The following is a 23,995-nucleotide window of genomic DNA, read 5'->3' on the forward strand; positions in this document are numbered from 1 at the left end:
AAGGATGACGACTATGAAAAAATATCAAAAAGCATTAGGCATAATTACTATTATTGCTGCGATTCCTTTAATGGCAGCAGAAAACGATACCATTATTAAAGTTAATACATTTGTAGATGAAGACCTAGATAATAATTTGTGTTCATTAAAAGAAGCTATTATTGCCGCTGAAAGAAGTACTTCATATCATGGTTGTATCTTACCTGCAATTAATACGAAATATGTGATTCAGCTTGAAAAGGGGACTTATAATTTAGATGAAGAGTTGGTACCTAAAAATAATCTGACTATTCAAGGGCCTGAGCCGGTTGATTGGAGCAAGAAAGGTTTATTAAGTGGTAGTTATCCAGCACCCACAGCTATACAAACTCGTATAAATGCTGGAGGAAAATCTCGTATTTTTAATACAGCTGTTAGTAAACAGCCTTTGGCATTAAATAATATTATTTTAGAGAATGGTAAAGCTTCAGATGTGGGAGGCGCAATTTACGCTGGTGCAGATGTAACTTTACAAAATACACAGATTTTAAACTCACAAGCAGCTCAGGGAGGTGCAATTTATTTAGGGGGGGGAGTTGCTGGCTTATCAATATTTCACTCATTGATTCAAGGTAATGGAACAAACGCTAGTAGAGGAAGTGTGGTTGCAATGAGCTGTATGTTTAATGGTTCATATGCAATACGTACTATTTCATTTGACTCAAATACTATCATTAAAAATGGATCTACTGCTTCTTTAAGTACCTTTGAGTTTTGTGGTACACCAACAATCAAATTTGGTAATAACACAGTTACTCAAAATATTGCTAGCCCTACTAATGGTACCGTTCTTAAATTTTCTGGCGATGCAGTTCCAACTCAAAATCAAACAACAAACCTCAGTTCGACAAGTAGCCTGTCATTAATAAATAATACAATTGTTGAGAACTCTGCTCATACCATTTTTTTATATGACAAGTTAGGAAAAAAAGATTTAAGTTTTAATGTACTGGCTTTTAATTCAGGTTCTTTTGCATGTCGCTATTTATTAGGTTCTGCTACTGATCAAAAAGATGCTAGAATTTTATTAAAATTTAATGCGTTAAAGTTAAGTGGTAGTAATGAAAAATGTGATATGCCAACTGAAACTTTACCAGCTAGTCATACTAATATAGATGTGTCCTCAAAAATATTAAGCCAGTTATTAGAGCCGTCCAAAGAACCTGGTGATGAAACTACAGATTTCTTACCTATTTATTATCCAAAAAATAATCAGCAATCTGATGATTTAGTCGACGTAGATTTAAAAAATGAAGGAGGCTGTCTTTCATTAGATCAAAGAGGATTAGAAAGACTTACTAGTACAAGTACTGGTGAACAAACGGTTCTTAATTCTGATAATAAATGTGATATTGGTTCTGTTGAGCAAGCTAGATTAGCAGTAAAAACTACAGCAGTTGACACGGGTTATATTAATAGTTCACTTACTGATTTATTAAATACTTATCAATCTGGTGTGGACCAAACAAAAGCAAATTTAGCTAACCCTGCTTTTTCACTTCAAGAACCTGCTTTAAAGATGAATTTAGCAAATTTTGAAAACTTAGTTAATCAGACTAAAGCTAATTTAAAGTACAGAGGAATTTATATAAATCTTAAAAACTATTATTCTACGTTTAAAAATGGTAATCCTAGAGAGATTAATATCATCCCTTATGAAAATAGTAATCATGTATTTGTTCCTTTTAAACCTGATGATTATGATATTGATGTTAAAGTTATCGGTAAGGGCCAAACACCTGAGACAGCGAAAGAAGATAATATTAAAAGCTTAAAATGTGAGTGGAATTCATCTCTTCAGCAAATTCTTTTATATCGTACAGATGATGCTCCTTCCGGAGATGATTTCGAGTTTTGTCAATATACACTCACTCTAAAAGCAAATAGAAGTATTACTGCAACAGGTATAATTAAAGCTTCACTCATTAATATAGCCCCTGTTTCAGGGAACGGCACAATAACATTTAAGTATTTGGCGAATGAAATAATTCCTTTAAATTTACTTAAATATGCGAATGATGATGGAGATGGGCCTACTAATACACTTATTACAAAGCCTACTAAACCTCAATTTGCAGACTTACCTATTTATTTACCAAGCAAAGTATCAGAAGATGGTATTTTCACAGTAGTGAAAGCAGATCGTGAAGGTCCATGCCCTGGAAATGATAGTAAGAATACATGCTATGGTGGTAACGTTTATATCCAAGCAAAAAATGTTTTTAATACTTTTAACGATAGATTAACTTACTACGTATATGATGCTGATGGTGAAAAATCAAATGAGGGTACTATTAATTTGGTAAGTACTGCTACTACTATAGATGATACACGTAGCGGAGGTGGTGGTAGCTTCGGAATTTTGTCTTTAGCATCTTTACTGAGTTTAGCAGTTTATAGACGCTACCGTGAATAAACTTAAAGAATAAAAAAGCCTCCAATTGGAGGCTTTTTATAAGAAATAAAATCAAAATAATTAAGTGATTAGATGCCTTATCTTTGATAGCCAAATAAGAACTTAGTGTTCTAAATACTTGTTCATGTATTCTTCACGAATTGCTGTTCTTTCTTCACCATTCGCTTTAAGCATCCGCTCACGTAAGTCTTTTCGCTCTTGCGTACTCATTTTTTGCCATGCTTCACGCATTTTTTGTTTTTCAGCTTCAGGAAGTTGAGTAAACCAGTCCATACGTTGCTGTAAGTTGGTGCTTTGATTCGCTGGTAGCTCTTTTAAACTCTGGTAACGTTTAATGACTGCACGTTGCTCTTCTTCAGAAAGAGCATCCCATGTGTCATCGACTTGTGCATTGGCATCTTTAGAAAAAATCCAAAAGCGTTCAAAACCTGCAAAACTTGTCTGCAAGAAACTTAATGAACACAGGATAAGCGCTAATTTTTTAGCTGCCATGTTGTACTTTATCCTCACCCAACACCATTAACATCTCTAAATCTTCCACCATTTGTGGAGATAATTTAGGATTTACGATCACTTGATTTTGTGGCTTATCCACAATCTCGACTGAGTTAGGCAGAATCACAAAACCTGTAATTGCTGCGGCAAGTGCGAAACCAGTCATTTTCCAGACACTATAATAAGAGGCTGGTTTTTGTTGAATATGGTCAAGCACATGATTCATGACCACTGTTTTATTTTTATGGTGATCTGCCAAACTATCAAGTTTGGATGTCACCTTTTTAGTGAAATCATCATGATTCATCAGAACCTCCCAAGGGATTTAAATGTGCCAAGTATTCTCTAAGTCCCTGAATTGCTCGGTGATAATGGGTTTTCACACTACCTTCGGTACAGTTCATGATCTGAGCTGTTGTATGGGTGTCAAACCCTTCCCACGCACGTAACATAAATGCCTGTTGTTGACGAACAGGTAGTTTTTCAATCGCTTCCCGAATTTCCTCTATGGTTACCGCTTGATCGAGAAAATCTGCAGGATTAATGGCTTTTTCATCAACTACATCGATAACTTCGTCGTCGTCATTATCCAGACTAACTTTTTTGAAGAATGAAAATGGATTTGCTCTACGAGATTCTTTGCGGCGCCAATCCTGAAGTTTGTTATTCAAAATAGTGTAAAACAGGGGATACCATTCTTCAGTACTTTTATCGGCGTAAGATTTGTGTAAAGCAATAAATGCTTCTTGTACCAAATCCATCGCAATACCTTGTTGACCTTGGGTAGCACTCTCCATCATCACCAAAGCACGACCAGTAACATCTTGCATGAAAACTTTCAGGCGTTGCTCAGCCGTGCTGGCATGAGCACTAGATGTTTCCGATCGAGACTTTTTCGGTGCTAAATCCATGGAGATGGAAAATCCTGTCATTGGACATACCCACCTTATCTTCAATATATCTCTTATATAACGTTGAAAAGAGGTGGGAGGTTGACAACAATCGGTTATTTTTTACTAGTGTAATTGATTTTTTTCACAAATATGTGCGATGTAAAATAAATTAACGTTTTATTGGCGTTGGCGAACCATCTCAAAAAAACAAATAGATCCTGCAATTGCCACGTTTAATGACTCTTGTCCACCTGGTTGAGGAATAGTCACTGATTGTGCGTGATCTAATGCATAATCACTAGCACCTTGTCCTTCATTTCCTAAAATCCACACACACGGTTTAGAAAGGTCTTTTGAGTAAAGACTCGTTGAGCGATGAGAGCTAGTAACAAAAACCGGGATTTGAAATTTTGGAAGGATATCTGTCAGCTGGAAGTTTTCAAAACAATGTAAGCTAAAATGAGCGCCCATACCTGCTCTTAAAACTCGTGGTGACCAAAGTGATGCAGAGCCTTGTGTGCAAATGATTTGTTTAATATTTGCTGCTGCTGCTGAACGTAGCAAAGTACCTACATTACCCGGATCTTGAATATTTTCTAGAATTAAGGTGTCTACATTGTAGTCGATAGTTGATGCAGTTTTAGGTAGATCAATAATCGCTAAACAAGGTAAGCTTGTACCTAATGTGCTTAAATCTCTATATAAAACTTCACTAATAACAAAGATATGGCCTTGATGTAGCTCTGTTATTTTCTTTAAATCTTCATGTTCTAATGCTTGTTCTGTCGTAAATAAAGAAAAAATCTTCTTTTGCTGTTGTAACCAAGCCAAACAAAGATGTGTGCCTTCAAGAACGGTTTGTTGGTGCTTTTTTCGGGCGTTACTGAGTTCGATTAATCCACGCAAATGTTTAATTTTTGCATTGTCTTTTGATTCTAAAAAAATAACCGCCATAAGAAAATATCCAACAAAAGGGCACCATCATACTATGATGCCCTAAGTAATTAAAATTATTAGTGGTAGCTTGTTACGCGTTCAACTTCATTTTTAGAACCAATGATTACAGGTACACGTTGGTGAAGTTCTGTAGGTTCAATCTCTAGAATGCGTACACGGCCAGTAGTTGATGCACCACCTGCTTGTTCAATGAGCATACTCATTGGGTTCGCTTCATACATTAAACGTAAACGACCTGCTTTTTTCGGATCTTTTAAGTCGTATGGGTAAAGGAAAATACCACTACGACATAAAATACGGTGAATATCACCCACCATACATGCTACCCAGCGCATATTGAAATCTTTTTCACGAACAGATGTCTTGCCTGCGAGTAATTCATCAATATATTGTTTTACTGGTTGTTCCCAATGACGCTGGTTAGATGCATTAATAGCGAATTCTTGAGTGTCTGCTGGAACTTGTACATTCTCATTCGTCAGTAAGAAGGTTTGAGTTTCTGGATCTAAAGTAAAGAATGCTACGCCATTTCCTACAGTTAAAGCCATCATAGTTGATGGGCCATAAAGTACATAACCAGCAGCAACTTGCTGTGTACCAGCTTGCATGAAATCGTTTGCTTGTGTTACTGCATTTTTTGCAGGCAAAATAGAGAAAATCGTACCTACACACATATTAATATCGATATTGCTTGAGCCATCTAATGGATCAAATAAAACGAGGTATTTACCATTTTCTTGTGCAGGTGTGAACTCATCAAGCTCTTCAGAAGCGAGACCGCCTACGTGCGGGTGTACTTTTAAAGCATCAATTAAGTAGTCATTTGAAATCACATCAAGTTTTTTCTGTGTTTCACCCTGAACATTTTCATTGCCAGCACTACCTAAAATACCAGCCAGAGCACCTTTTTGTAATGCTTGGTCGATTGTTTTACAGGTCGTGGCAATAGTATCGATGACTTGAGCCAACTCAGGTGTTAGATTCCCTTTTTGTTGTTGTAAAAATTGGGACAAAGTGAGGTTGGACATAAAAAAACGCTCCTGTGCTTCAAGCATCAAAATGAGTCAGATAAATACGTGGCATATTCTAGATGAGAATGTCACAAAATAAAAATTATCTTACTTTATTTGTGTTGGATTTATGCTTACAAGCCCCAATTAAAATGGTATGTTGATTGCATTACAAAGGATTGTATATTTTTAGGAGAATCGAAATGACAACAAAGAAGTTTGATGCGACCCCCACAGCAGGTGAACCAATCAATCTAGATGAAATTTCGAAAGAAAATGTTCAGGAAGCTTGGAAAGATTATGAGGCAAAACCTGAATATAAAGATTTTAATAAGCATGATTTGATTGAGTCCATGCAACATCCTGAAGAAGAAAAGAAATCTTCTTAAGTAACAAAAAAACGCTCATATTATGATGAGCGTTTTTTTATGCATATCCCTTATTTTAATAAAGGAGGGACTGCTTCGTAATTAATCTCAACGCGGCGATTTTCTTTCCACGCTGATTCATCATGTCCCGCATTAACAGGAGCTTCTTTACCATAACTTACAGCTTCAAGTTGCTGCGGGTTTACACCATTGGTAATTAAATAGCTTTGTACAGCTTTAGCACGGCGCTCACCTAAAGCCATGTTGTATTCACGTGTACCACGTTCATCTGTATGGCCTGTTAATGCAACTTTTGAATTTGCATTTGCGATAAGGAACTGAGCATGAGCTTGAAGTGTTTGGTAGTCTTCAGTAGATAAATCGCTGCTGTCATAATCAAAGTGAACAACGCGTTTAGCCAAAGCCGCTTTATTTGCTTCAGTTACACCTTTAGATGAAGCACCTGCCAAATTTTGAGCATTTAATGCAGCATCTTCACTTAAACCAGAAGTGTTTACCGTGCTTGGATTTGTACCAGTCGTGGTCGTCGCTGCAGGTTTACGGCTAGCACAGCCTGTCATTACGAGTGCTACGCTAAGAAAGGGTAGAGCTAAATATTTAATTGATTTCATGATCATCTCCGTCAATGGAATTAAAAGTTATTTTGGTGCCCAGGCTGGTTCACGTACTTCACCTTGTTCGCTTGGTAAATTCATACGGAAACGTCCATCAGTAGACATAATAGACAACAAGCCACGGTTGCCTTCACGAGTTGCGTAGACCACCATTTGCCCATTTGGTGAGAAACTTGGTGATTCATCTAAACTAGTTGGGGTAAGAATATTGGTGATGCCAGTATTAATGTCTTGAATTGCAACTTTATAACTGCTGCCACTTGGGCGATGAACAAGTGCAATCTTTTTGCCATCTGCACTCAGAGTTCCACGTGCATTAAATGACCCTTTAAATGTTAAACGCTTTACTGAGCCATCAGCAAAGGTATAACGATAAATTTGGGCAGAGCCACCACGGTCAGAAGTGAAAATAAAGGATTTTCCATCTGGTGTATAACGTGCTTCGGTATCAATTGCCGAATCATTTGTCATGCGTTTGACTTGGCGAGTTGATAAATCCATTTGGTAGATTTCAGGATTACCATTCATCGATGCTGTAAATAGCATTGATTGGCCATCTGGTGAGAAACTTGGTGCGCCGTTTAGACCTCGGAAACTGGTAAGAACTTCACGTGTTCCAGTTGATAAATCCTGTAAATAAATTGCTGGACGTTTAGTTTCAAAAGAAACATAAGCAATTTTTTTAGCATCCGGTGTCCATGCCGGAGAAAGAATTGGATCACGGGATGATAAAACGGTCTTTGGTTGTTCACCATCCGTATCTGCAATTTGTAGAGTATAACGCTCGGCAGGTGTTGCAGGGTTTCTTAATACATAAGCAATACGACCACTAAAGTCACCTGGAATACCAGTAAGCGCTTGATAAATAGCATCACTTACCATATGGCCAGCTTGACGTATGCGTGAAGCAGGTACATTTAAAAGTTCATTTAAAAGGTATTGTTGCTTTTGTACATCATAAAGTTGGTAGTGAACTTCAAAACCTGTCGCTGTTTGTTTAATTTGTCCAGTAACTACATATGGAATACCAGCAGTTTGCCAGTCAGAAGCTTGAATCTGATTGATAGCAGCATTGGCAGGCAAGTTTTTAGATGAGCTTGTAAAGCGCCCAGAACGGTTTAAGTCTGTTTCAACAATAGGATAGAGCCCATTGTCATTGGTAAACGGGACAATAGCAATTTTGGGTGCCTGATCTGGAGCTTTAGCAATTTCCAGATATAACTGGGCAAAAGCAGTTGTAGAAGCAATAGGGCTTAAGGCTGTGATCAGTGCTAAAGATAGCAGGTGTTTGCGGCTCGTATTCATAAGTTTAAAGTCATAGCAGATATTTTTGTGACTGTTGATTTTGTAGCATAGTTACATGCCTTAAACTATTTAAAGCATGTAACTCTTTCAAAATTATTGCGCTCTAAATGTAGAGCTAACACTTCTTGCTTCACGTCTTGCATCTGGATCTGATGGCATAGGATATGGCGCTGCGGCTTGAATTGCAGCTTTAATACTTGCGTCTAAGGCATCATCACCACTTGAACGCGTGATCACAATAGAGTTAACGCTTCCCGAATCGGAGAGAGTAAAACGAACACCAACTGTTTTACCGCTACTACCAGTTGGAACATCCCAAGAGCGTCGAATTTTTTGTTCAAAATCGCGTCTAGCTGAAGAAGCAACTTTTTTAGCTTCAGCTTTCTTTTGAGCTGCCTCTTCTTGTGCCTTTTGAGCAGATGCAGCTTTTGCTTCGGCTTCTGCTTCAGCTTTACGCTTAGTATCTTCAGCAGCTTTTTGCTTGGCTTTAGCATCAGCCTCAGCTTTGCGTTTAGCATCATCAGCTTTTTGCTGTTTAGCTTTTGCATCGGCTTCCGCTTTACGTTTAGCATCATCGGCAGCTTTTTGCTGCTTGGCTTTTGCATCGGCATCAGCTTTACGTTTAGCATCGTCAGCAGCTTTTTGTTGCTTAGCTTTAGCATCGGCTTCAGCTTTGCGTTTAGCGTCGTCTGCAGCTTTTTGCTGCTTGGCTTTAGCATCGGCTTCAGCTTTACGTTTAGCATCATCTGCAGCTTTTTGCTGTTTGGCTTTAGCAGCAGCTTCAGCTTTGCGTTTAGCGTCATCGGCAGCTTTTTGCTGCTTGGCTTTAGCATCGGCCTCAGCTTTTCGCTTAGCTTCTTGTTGTGCTTGAAGCTTAGCGTTTTCGGCCTTTTGAGCTTCACGTTTTAATTTTGCATCAGCCTCAGCTTTACGTTTAGCGTCTTCAGCAGCTTTACGAGCTTCACTTTGCTCTTGTTTAGCTTTGGCATCTGCTTGAGCTTTTGCCGTTTGTTCAGCCTTACGCTTTTGTTCGGCTTCTGATTTTGCTTTAGCTTCAGCCTGCTGTTTTTGTATTTCCTCTTTACGTTGTTGTTCCGCTGCTTGTTTCATTTTTGCAGCTTCTTCAGCTTTACGTTTTTGCTCAGCTAACTTAGCTTGTTGTGCCTGTTCGGTCTTTTGCTGTTGAGCAGCAAGTTGTTGAGCTGTTGGAGGAGGAGGCATAGTCGGAAGATTTTGAGGAAGCGTTTCATCCACAATAGGGGCTAATACCTCTTTTGCTTCATTGGTAGCTGTAGTCTCTTGTTCAACTTCTTTTGCTAAAGGAGGAGGCAAATCTTCTGGCTTAACTAAAATAGTTGTTAGCTTTTTTGGCTGTTCAGGTGGTTTACTCAAGCCTAAAAAAAGCAAGCCAACAATGGCAATTGCATGAACACCGAGTGTAAAGCTCAATGCAATCGCATTTTGTTTAAAGGGCGGCTTTTGATTTTTGTTCATAGCTTATTTTAAAGGCTCTGTCAGAAGGCCAACTTGAGTTAAACCTGCTTCTTGTAAACTCGCCATCAATGATACGACTTCTCCATAAGGGCGAGACTTATCACCATTGACTAAAACTGTGAGTTGTTTGTTTTCTTGTTCAGCTTGTTTTTGAGCATCGCTTAAAACTTCTTCAAGCTTTTCACGAGATAATGGTTCATTATCTTTGTAATCTTCATACTGAAGATAAATATTGCCATCTTTGCCAATTGTTACCATGGCTGGCATATCTTTTGATTCGATTGGATGGTTATTTGCTTGAGGTAAATCGACCTTGATACCACTGGTAATCATAGGGGCAGTTACCATAAAAATAACCAAAAGCACGAGCATAACGTCAATATAAGGTACGACGTTCATATCACTTTTTAATGGTTTTTTTATGCGCTCAAAGCGCCCTGAACGCTGAATTGCCATTATGCATCTTCCTGTGATGAACCCACAGATTGACGTTGCAATAAAGCAATCATCTCTTCAGCAAATAAAGCGCGATCAGAATAAACACTTTCACTTTTAGCAGTGAAATGGTTAAAAGCTAATACAGCAGGAATTGCGGCAAACAAACCAATTGCAGTTGCAATAAGTGCTTCGGCAATACCCGGTGCAACAGTTGCTAGAGTTACCTGATCAACCGCAGCTAAACCGATAAAGGCATTCATAATACCCCAAACAGTACCGAATAGACCGATGTACGGTGCTACAGAACCGATACTTGCTAAAGTACCTAAGCCGTATTCTAAATGGCTCTGATCACGACTCAAACCTACACGCAAAATACGTTCAGTGCCTTCAATTGTTTGTGAAACAGGAGCCTGACGCTTTTTAAGTTTAAAAAATTCGCTCAACCCTTGATAAAAAATATCTTCAAGCCCAGAGCGCTTTGAGTTGAGTTGAGCATTGTTATAAAGCGTATTGAGTTCGGCACCAGACCAGAACATTTTTTGGAAATGTTCATCGTCTTGATGTGCTTTTTTATAACTCATATGTAACTTGGCAATCAGATACCAACTAAAGATCGATGCTAACAATAAAATTAGCATGACCAACTGAACGACTGGACTTGCTTGTAAAATAAGGTCAGAAATATGCAGGGTTGATTCAATGTTTGTTGCCATAGGTTACATATGCCGGTTGTTTTTTTAGTCTTGTTCCAATTCTTTACGAATAAGATCACGTATTTCTTCTGGAAGACGACGAGCTACAAGTTCTTTACTTAAACATGCCAACTCAACCTCGCCAGAAGCAAGCAAGATTTCACCACGATAAATATTTTGTTGCAACACAAATGACGCAGCTTTACATGAAACTACACGTGCTGTAACAGTAATTAAATCATCCATTAAAATAGGACGCATGTATTTTACGTCAATTTTGTGTACGACAAAGTTGTAGTCTTTTTGATGCCAGTAATGATCAACGCCAGAAGCACGGAGCCATTCAGTACGGGTACGTTCCATATAGCGAATATGGTTGGCATGGTAAACAATACCACCTGCGTCCGTATCTTCAATATAAACACGAATGTTGAATTCAAAATGATTCGCCATGAGAGTATTCCGTTTTAGTTCACTATAGAGCTTTATATTTAAAATATGGCTTTGAATAAAACATCAGCTCTATTCAACAGCCATACATCTGCTTTTAAATACGGGGCAGTTTAGCAGATTGCATACTAAGTCCTATGGCACAACCTTTCAATTGCGGTTGCTGTATTTCTAATCTAAAAACGCTATATCTTATGGCTAGCAAGCTTTTAAAGTTAAGAGGGCTTCCATGAAGTTTGAACTTGTTTTGATATATTCGGATAATCTAATACGAATCTTACATGTAGCTCGGTCCCAGTTTTTAAAGCCTTGTTATCTACAATAAAATAAGGGCTATGATTTGGTGCCGCCTGAGTTAAGTCCTGATTTTCTGGTGTTGCACCCAAGAAAACAAAGAATGACGGCATTAACTTGCCATAATAGGCAAAATCTTCACTTGCGCTTGCATTATGATCTAAAACATGAAGTTTTGAATCGCCAACAACTTTGGCTAGGGTTGGCTGAATAAACTGAGTGAGCGCTTTATCATTCATGGTTACTGGAGCGTAAGGAGCAATTTCAACTTTGGCGGTCACGTCATTGGCTTGAGCGTTATGCTCTATCAGAGTTGGTAAACTTTTTAAGATATTTGCCCGTATCTGTTCGTTATTAGAACGAATAGTACCGATCATATTGACCTGTTCAGGAATCACATTTCCTGCCGTACCACCTTGAATGTTACCGATGCTGACAACGCCCATGCCTTGGGTGAGATCAGTTCTTCGACTAATAAGGCTCTGTAAATTATTAATCATTTGTGCCGATGCATAAATCGGATCTCTACCTAACCAAGGGGTTGAGCCATGAACCTGCTTGCCGTTGACCTGAATACGTAAATGGTCTGCACTATTTAAAATAGCGCCATCTTTATAATAAAGGTGTCCACTTTGCATACCAGATATGACATGTATTCCAAAAATAGCTTCGGGTTTATAATCCTTAAATGCGCCATCTGTGATCATTTTTCTTGAACCTATTTGATCACCCTGCGTAAAGTTGTCTATATCTGCTCCACCTTCTTCAGCGGGTTGAAAAACAAAGACAACCGTACCCGATATTTTATCTTTATTCGCAGCCAGAATTTTTGCTGCACCTAATAACATTGCTGTGTGTGCATCATGTCCACAGGCATGCATCACATAAGTTTCTTTACCTTGATAAATTGCTTTCTGTTTACTCGCAAAGGGAACACCACTTTTTTCTTCCATAGGTAGTGCATCCATATCGGCTCTAAGTGCAATAATAGGGCCGGGTTTATTCCCTTTTAAAATGCCAATAACACCTGTTTTCGCATAACCTGTTTTGACTTGAATGCCATAGGACTTTAATTCTTTTTGAACTAGTGCAGATGTTTTAAATTCCATATTGCCAAGTTCAGGATGCTCATGAATATGTTGTCTTAATTGAATTACCTGATTTTCATTTTGTTGTGCAGCATCTTTTACCCAATCTGCTAGGCTCAGCTGGCTCATTAAAGCGAGTGGAAAAATCAAAGCGGCTTTTTTGTACATATCCTTATCCTAAAAATATTATTGTTCATAAGATTTGCTATCTAGATTTCTTATAATTCAGTTTTTAAAAATATTAAAAAATCAATAAGGTATAAAGAAAGACTTAAAAGGTATAGAGTGGCTAATTTATTGATAAGACAATTATTATTTTAATTGGATAGAGAGATTAAATTAAAAAAGGAAGAGAAAATTCTCTTCCTTTGATTAGTTTTTAGGCTCGGGCGGTGTCATTCCAAACTGTAAATAAGATTGGTTAGTTGCGATGCGACCTCGTGCAGTACGCATGACATAACCTTGTTGAATTAAATAAGGTTCAATCACATCTTCAAGTGTACCGCTGTCTTCAGCCATCGCTGCTGCAAGCGCCTCAACTCCAGCAGGACCGCCGTCAAAACGCTCGAGTAGCATGCTCAAATAACGTCGGTCTAGGGTATCTAGGCCAGCTTTATCAACATTGAGCATATCAAGCGCACGCTGTGCCATTTCATGGGTCACTTCGCCTGTGCCTTTCACTTGGGCATAGTCACGAACACGTCGTAATAAACGGTTAGCGATACGAGGTGTTCCGCGTGATCGGCGTGCTACTTCTTCTGCGCCTTCAACTGTAATAGGTACATCCATTAAGTTTGCAGAGCGAGACACAATATGAGTCAAGTCTTCTACAGAGTAAAACTCAAGACGTTGCACAATACCGAAGCGGTCACGTAGTGGTGAGGTCAGTAAGCCCGCACGTGTGGTCGCAGCGACGAGTGTAAAAGGGGGTAAATCGAGTTTAATTGAACGAGCAGCAGGGCCTTCACCAATCATGATATCGAGTTGGTAATCTTCCATAGCTGGATACAGAATTTCTTCAATCACTGGTGAAAGGCGGTGAATTTCATCAATGAACAAGACGTCGCCTTCTTCAAGGTTAGTCAGCATTGCAGCTAAGTCGCCCGCACGCTCCAAAACTGGCCCTGAAGTAGATTTAAGATTTCCGCCCATTTCACGCGCAATAATGTTGGCAAGTGTGGTTTTACCTAAACCCGGCGGACCAAAAATCAGTGTATGGTCGAGTGCTTCACCACGGCCACGAGCAGCACCAATAAAAATTTCCATTTGCTCGCGTACGACTGGTTGCCCAATATAGTCGGCAAGAGAAGTTGGTCGAATAGCCCGGTCAAAATGATCTTCTGGTTTTTCTGTTCCACTGATTAGACGGTCTTGCATAAGTGTTTTACTTCATCATGGATTTAAGAGCAGCACGAATAATATCGGCTGATTCTGTGTAATCGGCTTTAACCGCAGCAACAGCTTTTTGTGCTTCAAGTGGCTTATAACCTAAAGATTGCAACGCAGCTTCTGCTTCTGCAACAGGAGAGTTTGCAGCAAATTGAATTTGAGGCATGGTCGCCACAGTTGAAGTGCCTTGAGCCAATGTTTTGAAACGGTCACGGAGTTCAATCATTAAACGTTCAGCTGTTTTTTTGCCAACCCCTGGAACTTTGACTAGCGTATTTATATCATCATGTTCAATGGTGTGAACCAATAACTCAACGCTTAGTGTCGATAAAATACCCAATGCCATTTTCGGACCAACACCGTTTACTTTTAATAAGGTACGGAAAATTGTTTTTTCTTGAGCATCGCTAAAACCGTAGAGCTGCTGTGCATCTTCACGAACAACCAAATGCGTCCATAGCGTAACTTTCTGGCCCTTTTGTAATTGGCAAAATGTTGAAAGTGGCGTATCAATTTCATAACCCACACCGTTTACATTCAATAAGACAGTAGGGGCTTCTAAGGCAAACACTTCGCCAATTAAACATCCGATCATAGCGTAATTTCACTTATTCATAACTGTAAATCTGGTCGTTCTAAAATGAATTGAAAACGACACTGGTTTTATTTCTTTCTATATCAAGCCAGCTTAAAACAAACCTATTTTATTGCCTTGTAACTCTTGCGCCAAGCTATAAGCCTGATGATCTGAGAACTTACTGATAATATCGAGGACTTGCATGATATTGCTGTAGTGATTATTGCTAAAGTTAGCACCGTATAGGTTAAGGATAGACATTAAACGTTGTTCTTTAAAGCTTAAAGATTTATGCGGCGTTGTGAGTGGTACAAATGCATCCAAAATCGTTTGTAAACTCTGATGTGCAATAATTTCTAAACCCGACTTTTGTGGGTGCTCAAAAATTTTATCACGTGCCAGATTTTTGGCAGTTTCGATACCAATTGCAATATCTGGCGAACAATATTGCAAAAGATTGCCTTTAAGCTGACCTGTAATGATTTCATAGTGATTTTTAGCAAAAGCCGTAGTGACTTCATCAACAAGACGTTTCATGACTCGACCACGTAATGCTGAGATCTTTTGTTGCCATGTACTGTTTGGATGAGACAACTCTTCAGGTTGACCATAGTCGGCAATAAGATTTAGGAATATTGGTTCAACTTCTTGGTAACTCAGCATATTTAAGACAATGCCATCTTCTAAATCAATGAGGGCATAGCAAATGTCATCAGCAGCTTCTAGCAGGTAAGTGAGTGGATGACGGCAATAATGATATTCACCGAGTTGAATCAGCCCGAGCTGTTCAGCAATCTGTTTTAAAATTTCTTTTTCAGACTGATAACAACCAAATTTTGCTCTTTGATGGGAAGGGCGGTCACCCTGCGAAGCAATTGTTTTTGAAAGCCATGGATATTTTAGATAAGCACCTAAAGTTGCATAAGTTAAGCGCATACCGCCATCATTTGGATGATAGTCAATGCGACTTAATAAACGTAATCCTTGAGCATTACCTTCAAACTGACGAACATCAGCTTCTTCTTCGGGGCTTAGTTTTTTCAAAAAATCATCATGCGAGGCATCATCGAACCATTCGCGAATTGCGTATTCACCCGCATGCCCGAAAGGAGGATTACCTATATCGTGGGCCAGACAAGCTGCTTGAATAATTGCTCCGACATCGGCAGGTGAAATCCAAACGGGTAATTCATCTTTTATTTTTTCTGCGGCAAGCATACCCATTGAGCGACCAATGCAGGAAACTTCAAGGGAGTGTGTTAAGCGGGTATGAATGCCATCATGCTGTGCTAAAGGGTGAACTTGCGTCTTACGGTTTAACTGACGAAAACTTTGAGAAAATATAATGCGGTCATAATCTTTATGGAATGGGCTACGAGCCAGTTCTGTACTACTTTTTTTGCTACCTAAACGAACTGCGGAAAGCAGCTCTAACCAACGCATTTGTTCCATTTATCATTATTCAAAACTATAAAAGCTGATCATGCCAAAAAAAACTTAAAAGCACTAGCTTGGTGCGACATAGTTTGTCTTAGTTCGGGTTTTATTATGTTATTGAATAAACATGCAACAATTTATTTTTAGCAAGAATGACTAAAAAAATGATTTTGAACAAAAAACAAATCACTTCTTGCAGAATTAGGTTACAGAATACTGATTCTACATCTAGCTGATTTTAGCAAGAAGCAGTAGAATATGCGCTCTCTCTAAAGTCACATTGCGGTAAGGTTCACAAGACCTGCCCGTGGAGCCAAAATCAACATGTTTATCGTGGCCGGTGCAGCAGCACATTCTTCTTTTAAGAAAGCTCAACTATTAACACGTTTATCGTCAATTAGTTCTGTTCAATCTTTTGACAGCCAATGGGTCTATTTGTTTGATCAAGCGCTCAACGAGCAGCAACATCAATCTGCTTTGCAATTATTGAATGACGGTGAGTCTTTTGAACTTCGTCAATCTGCAAGTGATGAGATTCAGATTTTAGTTACACCACGTGTGGGTACTATTTCACCTTGGTCTTCTAAAGCAACTGATATTTTCAAAAACTGTAATACACCAGTACACCGTTTAGAACGTGGTCTTTTATTCACGTTAAAAGGCGTTACTGAAATTACAAATGAAGTTAAACAAGTACTTCATGACCGTATGACAGAAACAGTTTTTGCTCAAATTGATGATGCAAAAGCATTATTCTCAGAAACAGCTCCAAAACCATTAAATTCAATTGATATCTTGGGCCAAGGCAAAGAAGCTTTGGTTAAAGCGAACAATGAATTCGGTTTTGCGCTTTCTGAACAAGAAATTGATTATTTAACAGAAGCATTCGGTAAGCTTGGTCGTAATCCAAATGATATCGAATTGATGATGTTTGCACAGGCGAACTCTGAACACTGTCGTCATAAAATCTTCGGTTCTGAATGGACAATTGATGGTGAAAAACAACCATTATCATTGTTCCAGATGATTAAAAACACTTACAAAGAATCACCAACTGACGTTTTATCTGCATACAAAGATAATGCTTCTGTAATTGTGGGTTATGACACGATGCGTTTTTATCCAAAAGCGGATGAAAATGGTCACTTTGTTTATAAATATAAGAGCCAAGCAGCTCATATTTTAATGAAGGTTGAAACTCATAACCACCCAACAGCAATTTCTCCATTTGCTGGTGCTGCAACTGGTTCAGGCGGTGAAATCCGTGATGAAGGTGCAACTGGTCGTGGTGGTAAACCAAAAGCTGGTTTAACGGGCTTTACAGTTTCTAACTTAAATATTCCTGGTTTTGAACAACCGTGGGAAGAAAACTACGGTAAACCTTCACGTATGGCATCGCCATTACAAATCATGATTGAAGGTCCATTAGGTGGCGCGGCATTTAACAACGAATTCGGTCGCCCTGCATTAAATGGTTATTTCCGTACTTTCGAACAAAATGTAAATGGTGAAGTGAAGGGCTTCCATAAGCCAATCATGATCGCTGGTGGTTACGGTAACATTCGTCCTGACCATGTAGAAAAAGATGCGATTCAACCAGGTGACTTGCTCATTGTATTGGGTGGCCCTGCAATGTTAATCGGTCTTGGCGGCGGTGCAGCATCTTCTGTAGACAGTGGTACAATGGGTGAAAGCCTTGATTTCGCTTCTGTACAACGTGAAAATCCAGAAATGGAACGCCGTTGCCAAGAAGTAATCGATACATGCTGGCGCTTAGAAGACTTCAACCCAATCGTTTCTGTACATGACGTTGGTGCGGGTGGTCTATCAAATGCTATGCCTGAACTTGTGAATGACCATGAGTTAGGTGCAGTTCTTAACCTTCGTAAGATTCCTTCATTAGAACCGGGCATGAGCCCAATGGAAATCTGGTCAAATGAAGCACAAGAGCGTTATGTTCTTGCAATTCGTCCAGAATCATTAGAACAGTTCGAATCAATCTGTGCTCGTGAACGTTGTCCATTTGCCGTGTTAGGTGAAGCAACTGAAGCTCGTCATTTAACTGTTGAAGATCCATTGTTCCAGAACAATGCAGTTGATATCCCAATGCAAGTAATGCTTGGTGGTACACCGCGTATGCAACGTTCTTATGAAACAATTGAGCGTAAAGGTAACGAGTTTGACGCTTCAAAAGTTGATTTGAAAGATGCGATTTTCCGTGTATTGAAAAATCCTACAGTTGCTTCTAAATCATTCTTGATTACTATTGGTGACCGCTCAATTACAGGTATGGTTGCACGTGATCAAATGGTTGGTCGTTGGCAGATTCCTGTTGCAGATGCAGCAGTAACGACGACAAGCTTACAAGGCTTCACTGGTGAAGCAATGGCGATGGGTGAACGTCCACCAGTTGCATTGTTAAATCCAGCAGCATCTGCTCGTTTGGCAGTTGCTGAAGCAATTACTAATATTGCATGTGCAAACATTGAACAAATTAGCGATATCAAACTTTCTGCAAACTGGATGGCTGCTGCTGGCCAAAAAGGTGAAGACCAAGCATTGTTTGAAGGCGTGAAAGCGATTGGTATGGAAATGTGTCCAGCTTTAGGAATTGCGATTCCTGTAGGTAAAGACTCGCTTTCAATGCGTACAACTTGGAACGAAAACGGTGAAGATAAAGCTGTAACATCTCCAATGACAGGTGTAATTACAGCATTTGCTCCAGTAACAGATGTTCGTAAAACTTTAACACCTGAACTTAAGAATTTAGAAGATTCAGTACTTGTACGTATTGATTTATCTAAAGGCCAGTTCCGTTTAGGTGGTTCGATTCTTGCGCAAGTATATAAAGCAATCGGTTCAATCACTCCAGACGTTGATAGTTTTGATGATTTCAAAGCGTTCTTTGCTTTAATTCAAGATTGGAACAACCGTGGCTTGATTCAAGCTTACCATGACATCGGTGATGGTGGTTTACTCGCAACTGTTGCTGAAATGATGTTCGCTGCACGTTTAGGTGTTGCATTAGAAGACCAAACTCCAGCAAGTTTATTTGCTGAAGAAATTGGTGCAGTTCTTCAAATTAAGGCAACTGATTGGGACGCTTTACAAGCAGAAGTTGCTGCATCTAGCTTAAAAGATGCAATTGCTGTAGTTGGTCATGTAAACAACACAGATCAATTATCTGTAAATGGTTTGACTTTAGAGCGTGCAGAATTGCAACAAGCTTGGTCTGAGGTATCTCATCAGATCCAACGTTTACGTGATAACGTTGAAACTGCTGACCAAGAATTTGCTTTAATTGCAGATAAATCACATCAAGGCTTAATTGCTAAACCAACATTTGACTTGAATGAACCTATTGAAGCACCGTTCATTAACACACGTCGTCCTAATATGGCGATCTTGCGTGAGCAAGGTGTAAACGGTCATATTGAGATGGCGGCAGCCTTTGATAAGGTTGGTTTCAATACCGTTGACGTACACATGAGTGATTTACTTGCTGGTCGCGTTAGCCTAAGTGATTTTGAAGGTTTAGTGACTTGTGGTGGTTTCTCTTACGGTGACGTAATGGGTGCTGGTGGTGGCTGGGCAAAATCTGTATTGTTCAATGCGAAATTACGTGATCAGTTTGAACAATTCTTCCATCGTGAAGATACGTTCAGCTTAGGTATCTGTAATGGTTGCCAAATGTTGTCACAATTAGCGCCACTTATTCCTGGTGCTGAACACTGGCCACGTTTCCACCGCAATATGTCAGAAGTCTTTGAAGCTCGTAGTGTAAACGTTCGTGTTGAAAAATCTGTTTCTGTATTGCTTAATGGAATGGAAGGTTCGATTTTACCGATTGCTGTAGCACACGGTGAAGGTCGTGCAGTTGCGAGTGAAGCTGATATTGCAGGCTTGAATGCAGCTAACCAAGTTGCTTTGCGTTATGTTGACAGCCATGGTAACCCGACTCAACATTATCCATTGAACCCGAATGGTTCACCTGAAGCGATTACTGGTGTAACGTCTAAAGATGGTCGTGCAACGATCATGATGCCACACCCAGAGCGTACTTTCCGTGCAATTCAACACTCTTGGAGTCCAGAAGAATGGACTGAAGATGGTGCATGGTTACGTATGTTCCGTAACGCACGTAAGTTTATTGGTTAATATAAAAGTTGAAATAAGCCACCGTAAGGTGGCTTATTTGTATGTAGTACGATATTAATAAATAGCAGAGAAGAAAAATGAAATCAAAAATCCATTTCCATGAATTTGCACTTCTGATGGCATTGCTCATGTCTATTGTTTCTTTTTCAATAGATGCAGTCCTACCTGCTTTGGGCGAAATCGGACGAGTTTTTGACTTAAAAAATAATAATCAGACACAGTGGGTCATTATTGGTATTTTTTCTGGGATGACGATTGGTCAATTGATTGCTGGCCCTCTATCCGATGCGATTGGCCGTAAACGTATTTTATTCACAGGAATTGTTATTTACTTTCTTGGAAGTTTGTTGTGCTTTACCACACAAAGTTTTGAATGGTTTTTAGTTGGACGTTTTATTCAAGGGGTTGGTGTATCAGGTCCTTACGTGGCTTCTATTTCAATTGTTAGGGATAAATACAGTGGGGCTCAAATGGCCCGCATCATGTCTTTAATTATGATGGTGTTTATGGTTGCCCCAGCAATTGCACCAAGTTTGGGACAGCTCATTATCCATTTCTTTGGTTGGCGTGAGATCTTTGTTTTATATATGGCCTATGCCACAATTGTGGGGGCATGGGTTGCTTTACGTTTGGAAGAGACGTTACTTCCCGAAAATCGTTTACCTATGCGCCTACAAGCATTTCAGGAAGGCTTTAAAGAAGTCGTAAGTAACAAAACCACCATGAGCTATTTGCTATGTGCAGGTTTCTGTTTTGGTGGATTCATTGGTTATTTGGGTACTTCTCAGCAAATTTTTATGCAGCAGTTTGGTAAAACAGGGCAAGAGTTTAGTGCTTATTTTGCTGTGCTCGCAGGTGTGATGGGAATTGCTTCATTTACAAATTCTAAAATTGTTATGAAGTTTGGTATGCGTCCAATCTGTATTTATGGCTTTCTAGGTTTGTGCTTAATTTCTTTAGTTTTCTTAGGAATTCAACTTTTAGGTGTGGCTGTTTCATTCTGGATGTTTATGCTTTATGCCTGCATTTTATTTTTATTATTTGGAACTTTATTTGGAAATTTAAATGCAATTGCAATGGAACCGATGGGACATGTTGCTGGTATGGCATCGGCCATTATTGGTGCAGCGTCCTCTGTTTTGTCACTTATTCTTGCATCTATTATTGGGCAATTATATGACGGTACATTGATACCAATGACTGGCGGCTTCGTCATTTTATGTGGTTTAGCATTTATGATGACAATATATGAGAACAAATATTTAAAGAAATCGAATGCTTAAAATTATAAAGACGCAGCTAGCACACTGAAATTTAAAATTTTGTTCAGAATAAGAGCTACATAAAAATGAGTGTAGCTCTTTTAAGCATTTTAGAAAAATTATAAGCCTATAGACATTCGGCTATTTAACACTTTATGCTTAGTTCAAAATTGGATCAATTTTTGCTTTCTCTGTAACAACGATAAAAATCGGAGATCAAAATGATGAAAAATAAGTATCACATAAGAACAATGTATACCAAAGATAAGGGCTGGCGCTTGTTTGGCTTGGCGCTTGCCATTCAAATTCTCTTTATTGGAGCAAATTATTTGGTAATGATGAGCTGACTTTGATTTAGAAGCTTTTTTAACGGTATGATTTAAAGCAAGTTTACTAGTTTTGAGTCATTCTACTTATGTTAAAGCTGATTTATTACGTGCCTGATTCACATCTTGAGTCGACTAAACAAGCTATTTTTTCTGTTGGTGCGGGGGGTATCGGTAATTACGAACACTGCGCATGGCAAGTGAAAGGAATAGGGCAATTTAAACCAGTCAAAGGTGCAGATCCTTATATCGGAGAGCTGGGTGAACTTGAACAAGTTGATGAGTGGCGCGTTGAAACAATTGTAATTGAAGAAAATGCAAAGGCTGTAGCAAAAGCATTAAAGGCAAGCCATCCTTATGAAGAGCCTGCCTTTGAGTTTATTCAAATCATAGAAATTGATTTTTAATTAAACTGCGAGAAATCTGGTTTACGTTTCTGCATAAACGCTTGTACAGCTTCTAGCATTTCTGGAGATTGAACGCGTTGCATAAAGATTTCAGCTTCATGGTCAATACATTCAATAATTTGATCTAAATCATGTTTCATCAATGCTTTGGTTTGTTTTAAAGAGGCAAGTGGTAAAGCTGCTAAATGTTGAGCGGTTGCCTGAGCAGATGCATAAGCATCTTCAACAACTTCATTCACTAAGTTTGCTTGTACTGCGGTTTCTGCATTAAATTTTTTCGCAGTAAATAGAAGTTCAGCTGCTTTGTGATAACCCGCTTGTTTAACCAATAGTTGGCTTGCACCGCCTTCTGGAGAAAGGCCAAGACTTACAAATGGAATTTGGAAAAGGGCGGTATTGTCAGCAAAAACTAAATCTGCATGTAATAAAATCGTAACACCAATACCAATAGCCACACCTTTTACTGCAATAATAAGCGGCTTCGATAATCTAGCAGCAGATTTAAGGAGTACAAACGGAGGAACTTGACCTGCTGGGCCTAGATTAGGATTTTGTACAAAACCCATAAAATCTTTCATGTCATTACCAGCGGTAAAATCTTGCTCTACACCACGTAGAACGATTACTCGTACATCTTTGTCTTGGTCAGCTTCATCAAGTGCTTTGGCAATCCATAAGTAAAGCTCGCCATACAGTGCATTTTTTGCTTCTGGGCGATTTATGGCTAAGGTGAGTACGCCACCTTCTAAATTTGCGTGTAAATGTTGATGAGGTTGTTGAATACAGCTAAGTGTCATCGTACTATCCTTGCTTTAAACCACGTTGTTAATTTTTAGGTTCTCATTATGGCGCATATTTTTTGTAATGCGGTTAACTGGTGAGTTCATAAAAAGTGAAAATCTAATTATGTATAAATTTGACTATCTCGTTTTTATAGGGCGTTTTCAACCTTTTCATTTGGCTCATATGCAAACGATCGAAATTGCCTTACAACAAAGCCACTATGTCGTTTTGGCATTAGGTTCTGCTCAAATGGAACGTAATATTAAAAATCCGTTCTTAGCAGTAGAGCGCGAGCAAATGATCTTGTCAAATTTCTCGTTGGAAGAGCAAAAACGCATTCGTTTTGTACATGTAGTAGATGTTTATAATGACGAAAAATGGGTAAAACAAGTCAAATCTTTAGTGAATGGGGTAATTGAACCGAACTCAAAAGTAGGTTTGATTGGACACTTTAAGGATGAGTCTTCATATTATTTACGACTATTTCCAGAGTGGATCATGGTTGAACTTGATAGTTTAAAAGACTCTATCTCGGCAACGCCAATGCGTGAAGCTTATTATCGTGGTGAAATCCAAACCGAATTTTTCCCTGTAGGAACTATTCAATTTTTGGATGAATTTAAAAAAACACGTACTTATCAACAACTGCAACAACGTTTTGAAGAAGATAATCGTTCTAATCTCGATGATTTTGAATAAATGTATATCGATTAAGCATCTGCCCAAAAGATAATTCGGTTGGAAAAAGGATCGGTGATACTGAGTTCAAGTGTCTCCCAATCTGTTTTTTCAACCTGAGGCTTAGAAAATTTATAATCTTTTTTGCTTAGTTCACTATGCAACTCATAAATATCTTCCCAATAAATACGGATCGCACTATGAGGACTCGCATCTCCAAAATGCTCGGATAAATGAATAACGCAATCATCTTTAGAAATTTGTAAATATAACGGAAAGTTGTCTTCAAATTGGTGTTGCCAATCAAGCTGAAAACCTAAGAATTCAAGATAAAATGATTGAGCTAACTCGACATCAAAAATTCTTAAAATAGGGGTGATCGAACCTGATTGCATCTTTTT

Annotated in this window: 24 protein-coding genes; 7 read left to right on the forward strand and 17 right to left on the reverse strand. The window is 38.8% G+C overall.

All coding sequences use genetic code 11. From position 1 onward, the window contains the following. The first annotated feature begins 13 nt into the window (after window positions 1-13). Window positions 14-2,455 (forward strand): CSLREA domain-containing protein, encoded by a 2,442-nt coding sequence (locus KIP84_RS04575; protein WP_213689399.1) that lies wholly within the window; start codon window positions 14-16, stop codon window positions 2,453-2,455. Window positions 2,456-2,557: 102 nt separating this feature from the next. On the opposite strand, the gene KIP84_RS04580 is transcribed toward KIP84_RS04575, so the two are convergent. The 5 genes from KIP84_RS04580 to KIP84_RS04600 all read right to left on the reverse strand — a co-directional run bounded on the left by KIP84_RS04580 (window position 2,558) and on the right by KIP84_RS04600 (window position 5,828). Beyond that, window positions 2,558-2,947, reverse strand: a complete 390-nt coding sequence (locus KIP84_RS04580; RefSeq protein WP_002118619.1) for a DUF3106 domain-containing protein — start codon at window positions 2,945-2,947, stop codon at window positions 2,558-2,560. Further along, entirely contained in the window at window positions 2,937-3,257 is a 321-nt protein-coding gene (locus tag KIP84_RS04585) for a hypothetical protein (RefSeq protein WP_002118556.1), read from the reverse strand. The genes KIP84_RS04580 and KIP84_RS04585 overlap by 11 nt, the downstream gene beginning before the upstream one ends. Beyond that, on the reverse strand, window positions 3,247-3,861 hold the full coding sequence (locus KIP84_RS04590; RefSeq protein WP_086265467.1) for an RNA polymerase sigma factor: 615 nt from the start codon (window positions 3,859-3,861) through the stop codon (window positions 3,247-3,249). Before KIP84_RS04590 ends, KIP84_RS04585 begins: the two co-directional genes overlap by 11 nt. Before the next feature lie 159 nt (window positions 3,862-4,020). Next, the gene (locus KIP84_RS04595; protein WP_002118372.1) at window positions 4,021-4,797 is read right to left on the reverse strand and encodes an RNA methyltransferase; all 777 of its coding nucleotides are present in this window, start codon (window positions 4,795-4,797) and stop codon (window positions 4,021-4,023) included. A 59-nt stretch (window positions 4,798-4,856) separates the two neighbouring features. Next, complete coding sequence (locus KIP84_RS04600) at window positions 4,857-5,828, reverse strand: class 1 fructose-bisphosphatase (RefSeq protein ID WP_002118934.1); 972 nt, start codon at window positions 5,826-5,828, stop codon at window positions 4,857-4,859. Window positions 5,829-6,013: 185 nt separating this feature from the next. Here KIP84_RS04600 and KIP84_RS04605 point away from each other — a divergent pair, with 185 nt between their 5' ends. After that, on the forward strand, window positions 6,014-6,199 hold the full coding sequence (locus KIP84_RS04605; RefSeq protein WP_002118730.1) for an NF038105 family protein: 186 nt from the start codon (window positions 6,014-6,016) through the stop codon (window positions 6,197-6,199). A gap of 50 nt (window positions 6,200-6,249) precedes the next feature. Here KIP84_RS04605 and pal read toward each other — a convergent pair whose 3' ends face one another. The 10 genes from pal to KIP84_RS04655 all read right to left on the reverse strand — a co-directional run bounded on the left by pal (window position 6,250) and on the right by KIP84_RS04655 (window position 15,995). Next, window positions 6,250-6,810 carry a peptidoglycan-associated lipoprotein Pal gene (gene pal, locus KIP84_RS04610; protein WP_002118513.1) on the reverse strand — a complete coding sequence of 187 codons (561 nt, stop codon included), beginning with the start codon at window positions 6,808-6,810 and terminating at the stop codon, window positions 6,250-6,252. Between the two features lie 27 nt (window positions 6,811-6,837). Further along, complete coding sequence (tolB, locus tag KIP84_RS04615) at window positions 6,838-8,118, reverse strand: Tol-Pal system beta propeller repeat protein TolB (protein ID WP_213689400.1); 1,281 nt, start codon at window positions 8,116-8,118, stop codon at window positions 6,838-6,840. Between the two features lie 93 nt (window positions 8,119-8,211). Next, on the reverse strand, window positions 8,212-9,612 hold the full coding sequence (gene tolA, locus KIP84_RS04620; RefSeq protein ID WP_213689401.1) for a cell envelope integrity protein TolA: 1,401 nt from the start codon (window positions 9,610-9,612) through the stop codon (window positions 8,212-8,214). Window positions 9,613-9,615: 3 nt separating this feature from the next. Next, window positions 9,616-10,068 carry a protein TolR gene (gene tolR / locus KIP84_RS04625; RefSeq protein WP_005067772.1) on the reverse strand — a complete coding sequence of 151 codons (453 nt, stop codon included), beginning with the start codon at window positions 10,066-10,068 and terminating at the stop codon, window positions 9,616-9,618. Beyond that, complete coding sequence (gene tolQ, locus KIP84_RS04630; protein WP_016140259.1) at window positions 10,068-10,766, reverse strand: protein TolQ; 699 nt, start codon at window positions 10,764-10,766, stop codon at window positions 10,068-10,070. The genes tolR and tolQ overlap by 1 nt, the downstream gene beginning before the upstream one ends. 24 nt (window positions 10,767-10,790) lie before the next feature. Further along, entirely contained in the window at window positions 10,791-11,198 is a 408-nt protein-coding gene (gene ybgC / locus KIP84_RS04635; protein WP_004699892.1) for a tol-pal system-associated acyl-CoA thioesterase, read from the reverse strand. A gap of 212 nt (window positions 11,199-11,410) precedes the next feature. Next, a complete protein-coding gene (locus KIP84_RS04640; protein ID WP_213689402.1) occupies window positions 11,411-12,745 on the reverse strand; it encodes a M20 family metallopeptidase in 1,335 nt (444 codons plus the stop codon). Window positions 12,746-12,949: 204 nt separating this feature from the next. Then, on the reverse strand, window positions 12,950-13,954 hold the full coding sequence (ruvB, locus tag KIP84_RS04645) for a Holliday junction branch migration DNA helicase RuvB (RefSeq protein WP_002052424.1): 1,005 nt from the start codon (window positions 13,952-13,954) through the stop codon (window positions 12,950-12,952). A 7-nt stretch (window positions 13,955-13,961) separates the two neighbouring features. Then, window positions 13,962-14,561: a Holliday junction branch migration protein RuvA gene (gene ruvA / locus KIP84_RS04650; RefSeq protein ID WP_002118762.1), complete on the reverse strand. Its 600-nt coding sequence runs from the start codon at window positions 14,559-14,561 to the stop codon at window positions 13,962-13,964. A 93-nt stretch (window positions 14,562-14,654) separates the two neighbouring features. Next, on the reverse strand, window positions 14,655-15,995 hold the full coding sequence (locus tag KIP84_RS04655) for a deoxyguanosinetriphosphate triphosphohydrolase (protein ID WP_005067780.1): 1,341 nt from the start codon (window positions 15,993-15,995) through the stop codon (window positions 14,655-14,657). A gap of 309 nt (window positions 15,996-16,304) precedes the next feature. Between KIP84_RS04655 and purL the strand changes: the two genes are divergently transcribed. The 4 genes from purL (at window position 16,305) to KIP84_RS04670 (ending at window position 22,133) form a co-directional block, all read left to right on the forward strand. Then, entirely contained in the window at window positions 16,305-20,138 is a 3,834-nt protein-coding gene (gene purL / locus KIP84_RS04660; protein ID WP_213689403.1) for a phosphoribosylformylglycinamidine synthase, read from the forward strand. Window positions 20,139-20,215: 77 nt separating this feature from the next. Beyond that, window positions 20,216-21,421: a multidrug effflux MFS transporter gene (locus KIP84_RS04665; RefSeq protein WP_213689404.1), complete on the forward strand. Its 1,206-nt coding sequence runs from the start codon at window positions 20,216-20,218 to the stop codon at window positions 21,419-21,421. A 200-nt stretch (window positions 21,422-21,621) separates the two neighbouring features. Then, window positions 21,622-21,747, forward strand: coding sequence for a KGW motif small protein (locus KIP84_RS18920; RefSeq protein ID WP_002118600.1), 126 nt, complete (start codon window positions 21,622-21,624; stop codon window positions 21,745-21,747). Between the two features lie 68 nt (window positions 21,748-21,815). Next, window positions 21,816-22,133: an NGG1p interacting factor NIF3 gene (locus KIP84_RS04670; protein ID WP_213689405.1), complete on the forward strand. Its 318-nt coding sequence runs from the start codon at window positions 21,816-21,818 to the stop codon at window positions 22,131-22,133. Here the strand turns inward: KIP84_RS04670 and KIP84_RS04675 are convergent. Then, on the reverse strand, window positions 22,130-22,930 hold the full coding sequence (locus KIP84_RS04675; RefSeq protein ID WP_213689406.1) for an enoyl-CoA hydratase-related protein: 801 nt from the start codon (window positions 22,928-22,930) through the stop codon (window positions 22,130-22,132). The genes KIP84_RS04670 and KIP84_RS04675 overlap by 4 nt on opposite strands. 109 nt (window positions 22,931-23,039) lie before the next feature. Between KIP84_RS04675 and KIP84_RS04680 the strand changes: the two genes are divergently transcribed. Next, window positions 23,040-23,615 (forward strand): nicotinate-nicotinamide nucleotide adenylyltransferase, encoded by a 576-nt coding sequence (locus KIP84_RS04680; RefSeq protein WP_213689407.1) that lies wholly within the window; start codon window positions 23,040-23,042, stop codon window positions 23,613-23,615. An 11-nt stretch (window positions 23,616-23,626) separates the two neighbouring features. Here the strand turns inward: KIP84_RS04680 and KIP84_RS04685 are convergent, their stop codons facing one another. Further along, window positions 23,627-23,989 (reverse strand): glyoxalase/bleomycin resistance/extradiol dioxygenase family protein, encoded by a 363-nt coding sequence (locus tag KIP84_RS04685; protein WP_063099438.1) that lies wholly within the window; start codon window positions 23,987-23,989, stop codon window positions 23,627-23,629. Window positions 23,990-23,995: the final 6 nt, after the last annotated feature.

Origin of the sequence: Acinetobacter sp. BHS4, from assembly GCF_018454425.1 — a bacterium.
GTDB lineage: Bacteria > Pseudomonadota > Gammaproteobacteria > Pseudomonadales > Moraxellaceae > Acinetobacter > Acinetobacter pittii.

What these genes read in the sequence shown, in the direction of transcription:
- KIP84_RS04585 (WP_002118556.1), bottom strand. Translation starts at nt 3,257, where the DNA reads ATGAATCATGATGATTTCACTAAAAAGGTGACATCCAAACTTGATAGT.
- purL (WP_213689403.1), top strand. Translation starts at nt 16,305, where the DNA reads ATGTTTATCGTGGCCGGTGCAGCAGCACATTCTTCTTTTAAGAAAGCT.
- KIP84_RS18920 (WP_002118600.1), top strand. Translation starts at nt 21,622, where the DNA reads ATGATGAAAAATAAGTATCACATAAGAACAATGTATACCAAAGATAAG.
- KIP84_RS04665 (WP_213689404.1), top strand. Translation starts at nt 20,216, where the DNA reads ATGAAATCAAAAATCCATTTCCATGAATTTGCACTTCTGATGGCATTG.
- KIP84_RS04655 (WP_005067780.1), bottom strand. Translation starts at nt 15,995, where the DNA reads ATGGAACAAATGCGTTGGTTAGAGCTGCTTTCCGCAGTTCGTTTAGGT.
- KIP84_RS04580 (WP_002118619.1), bottom strand. Translation starts at nt 2,947, where the DNA reads ATGGCAGCTAAAAAATTAGCGCTTATCCTGTGTTCATTAAGTTTCTTG.
- KIP84_RS04675 (WP_213689406.1), bottom strand. Translation starts at nt 22,930, where the DNA reads ATGACACTTAGCTGTATTCAACAACCTCATCAACATTTACACGCAAAT.
- tolA (WP_213689401.1), bottom strand. Translation starts at nt 9,612, where the DNA reads ATGAACAAAAATCAAAAGCCGCCCTTTAAACAAAATGCGATTGCATTG.
- pal (WP_002118513.1), bottom strand. Translation starts at nt 6,810, where the DNA reads ATGAAATCAATTAAATATTTAGCTCTACCCTTTCTTAGCGTAGCACTC.
- tolB (WP_213689400.1), bottom strand. Translation starts at nt 8,118, where the DNA reads ATGAATACGAGCCGCAAACACCTGCTATCTTTAGCACTGATCACAGCC.
- KIP84_RS04595 (WP_002118372.1), bottom strand. Translation starts at nt 4,797, where the DNA reads ATGGCGGTTATTTTTTTAGAATCAAAAGACAATGCAAAAATTAAACAT.
- KIP84_RS04680 (WP_213689407.1), top strand. Translation starts at nt 23,040, where the DNA reads ATGTATAAATTTGACTATCTCGTTTTTATAGGGCGTTTTCAACCTTTT.
- ruvA (WP_002118762.1), bottom strand. Translation starts at nt 14,561, where the DNA reads ATGATCGGATGTTTAATTGGCGAAGTGTTTGCCTTAGAAGCCCCTACT.
- tolQ (WP_016140259.1), bottom strand. Translation starts at nt 10,766, where the DNA reads ATGGCAACAAACATTGAATCAACCCTGCATATTTCTGACCTTATTTTA.
- ruvB (WP_002052424.1), bottom strand. Translation starts at nt 13,954, where the DNA reads ATGCAAGACCGTCTAATCAGTGGAACAGAAAAACCAGAAGATCATTTT.
- KIP84_RS04575 (WP_213689399.1), top strand. Translation starts at nt 14, where the DNA reads ATGAAAAAATATCAAAAAGCATTAGGCATAATTACTATTATTGCTGCG.
- KIP84_RS04590 (WP_086265467.1), bottom strand. Translation starts at nt 3,861, where the DNA reads ATGGATTTAGCACCGAAAAAGTCTCGATCGGAAACATCTAGTGCTCAT.
- tolR (WP_005067772.1), bottom strand. Translation starts at nt 10,068, where the DNA reads ATGGCAATTCAGCGTTCAGGGCGCTTTGAGCGCATAAAAAAACCATTA.
- KIP84_RS04605 (WP_002118730.1), top strand. Translation starts at nt 6,014, where the DNA reads ATGACAACAAAGAAGTTTGATGCGACCCCCACAGCAGGTGAACCAATC.
- KIP84_RS04600 (WP_002118934.1), bottom strand. Translation starts at nt 5,828, where the DNA reads ATGTCCAACCTCACTTTGTCCCAATTTTTACAACAACAAAAAGGGAAT.
- KIP84_RS04670 (WP_213689405.1), top strand. Translation starts at nt 21,816, where the DNA reads ATGTTAAAGCTGATTTATTACGTGCCTGATTCACATCTTGAGTCGACT.
- ybgC (WP_004699892.1), bottom strand. Translation starts at nt 11,198, where the DNA reads ATGGCGAATCATTTTGAATTCAACATTCGTGTTTATATTGAAGATACG.
- KIP84_RS04685 (WP_063099438.1), bottom strand. Translation starts at nt 23,989, where the DNA reads ATGCAATCAGGTTCGATCACCCCTATTTTAAGAATTTTTGATGTCGAG.
- KIP84_RS04640 (WP_213689402.1), bottom strand. Translation starts at nt 12,745, where the DNA reads ATGTACAAAAAAGCCGCTTTGATTTTTCCACTCGCTTTAATGAGCCAG.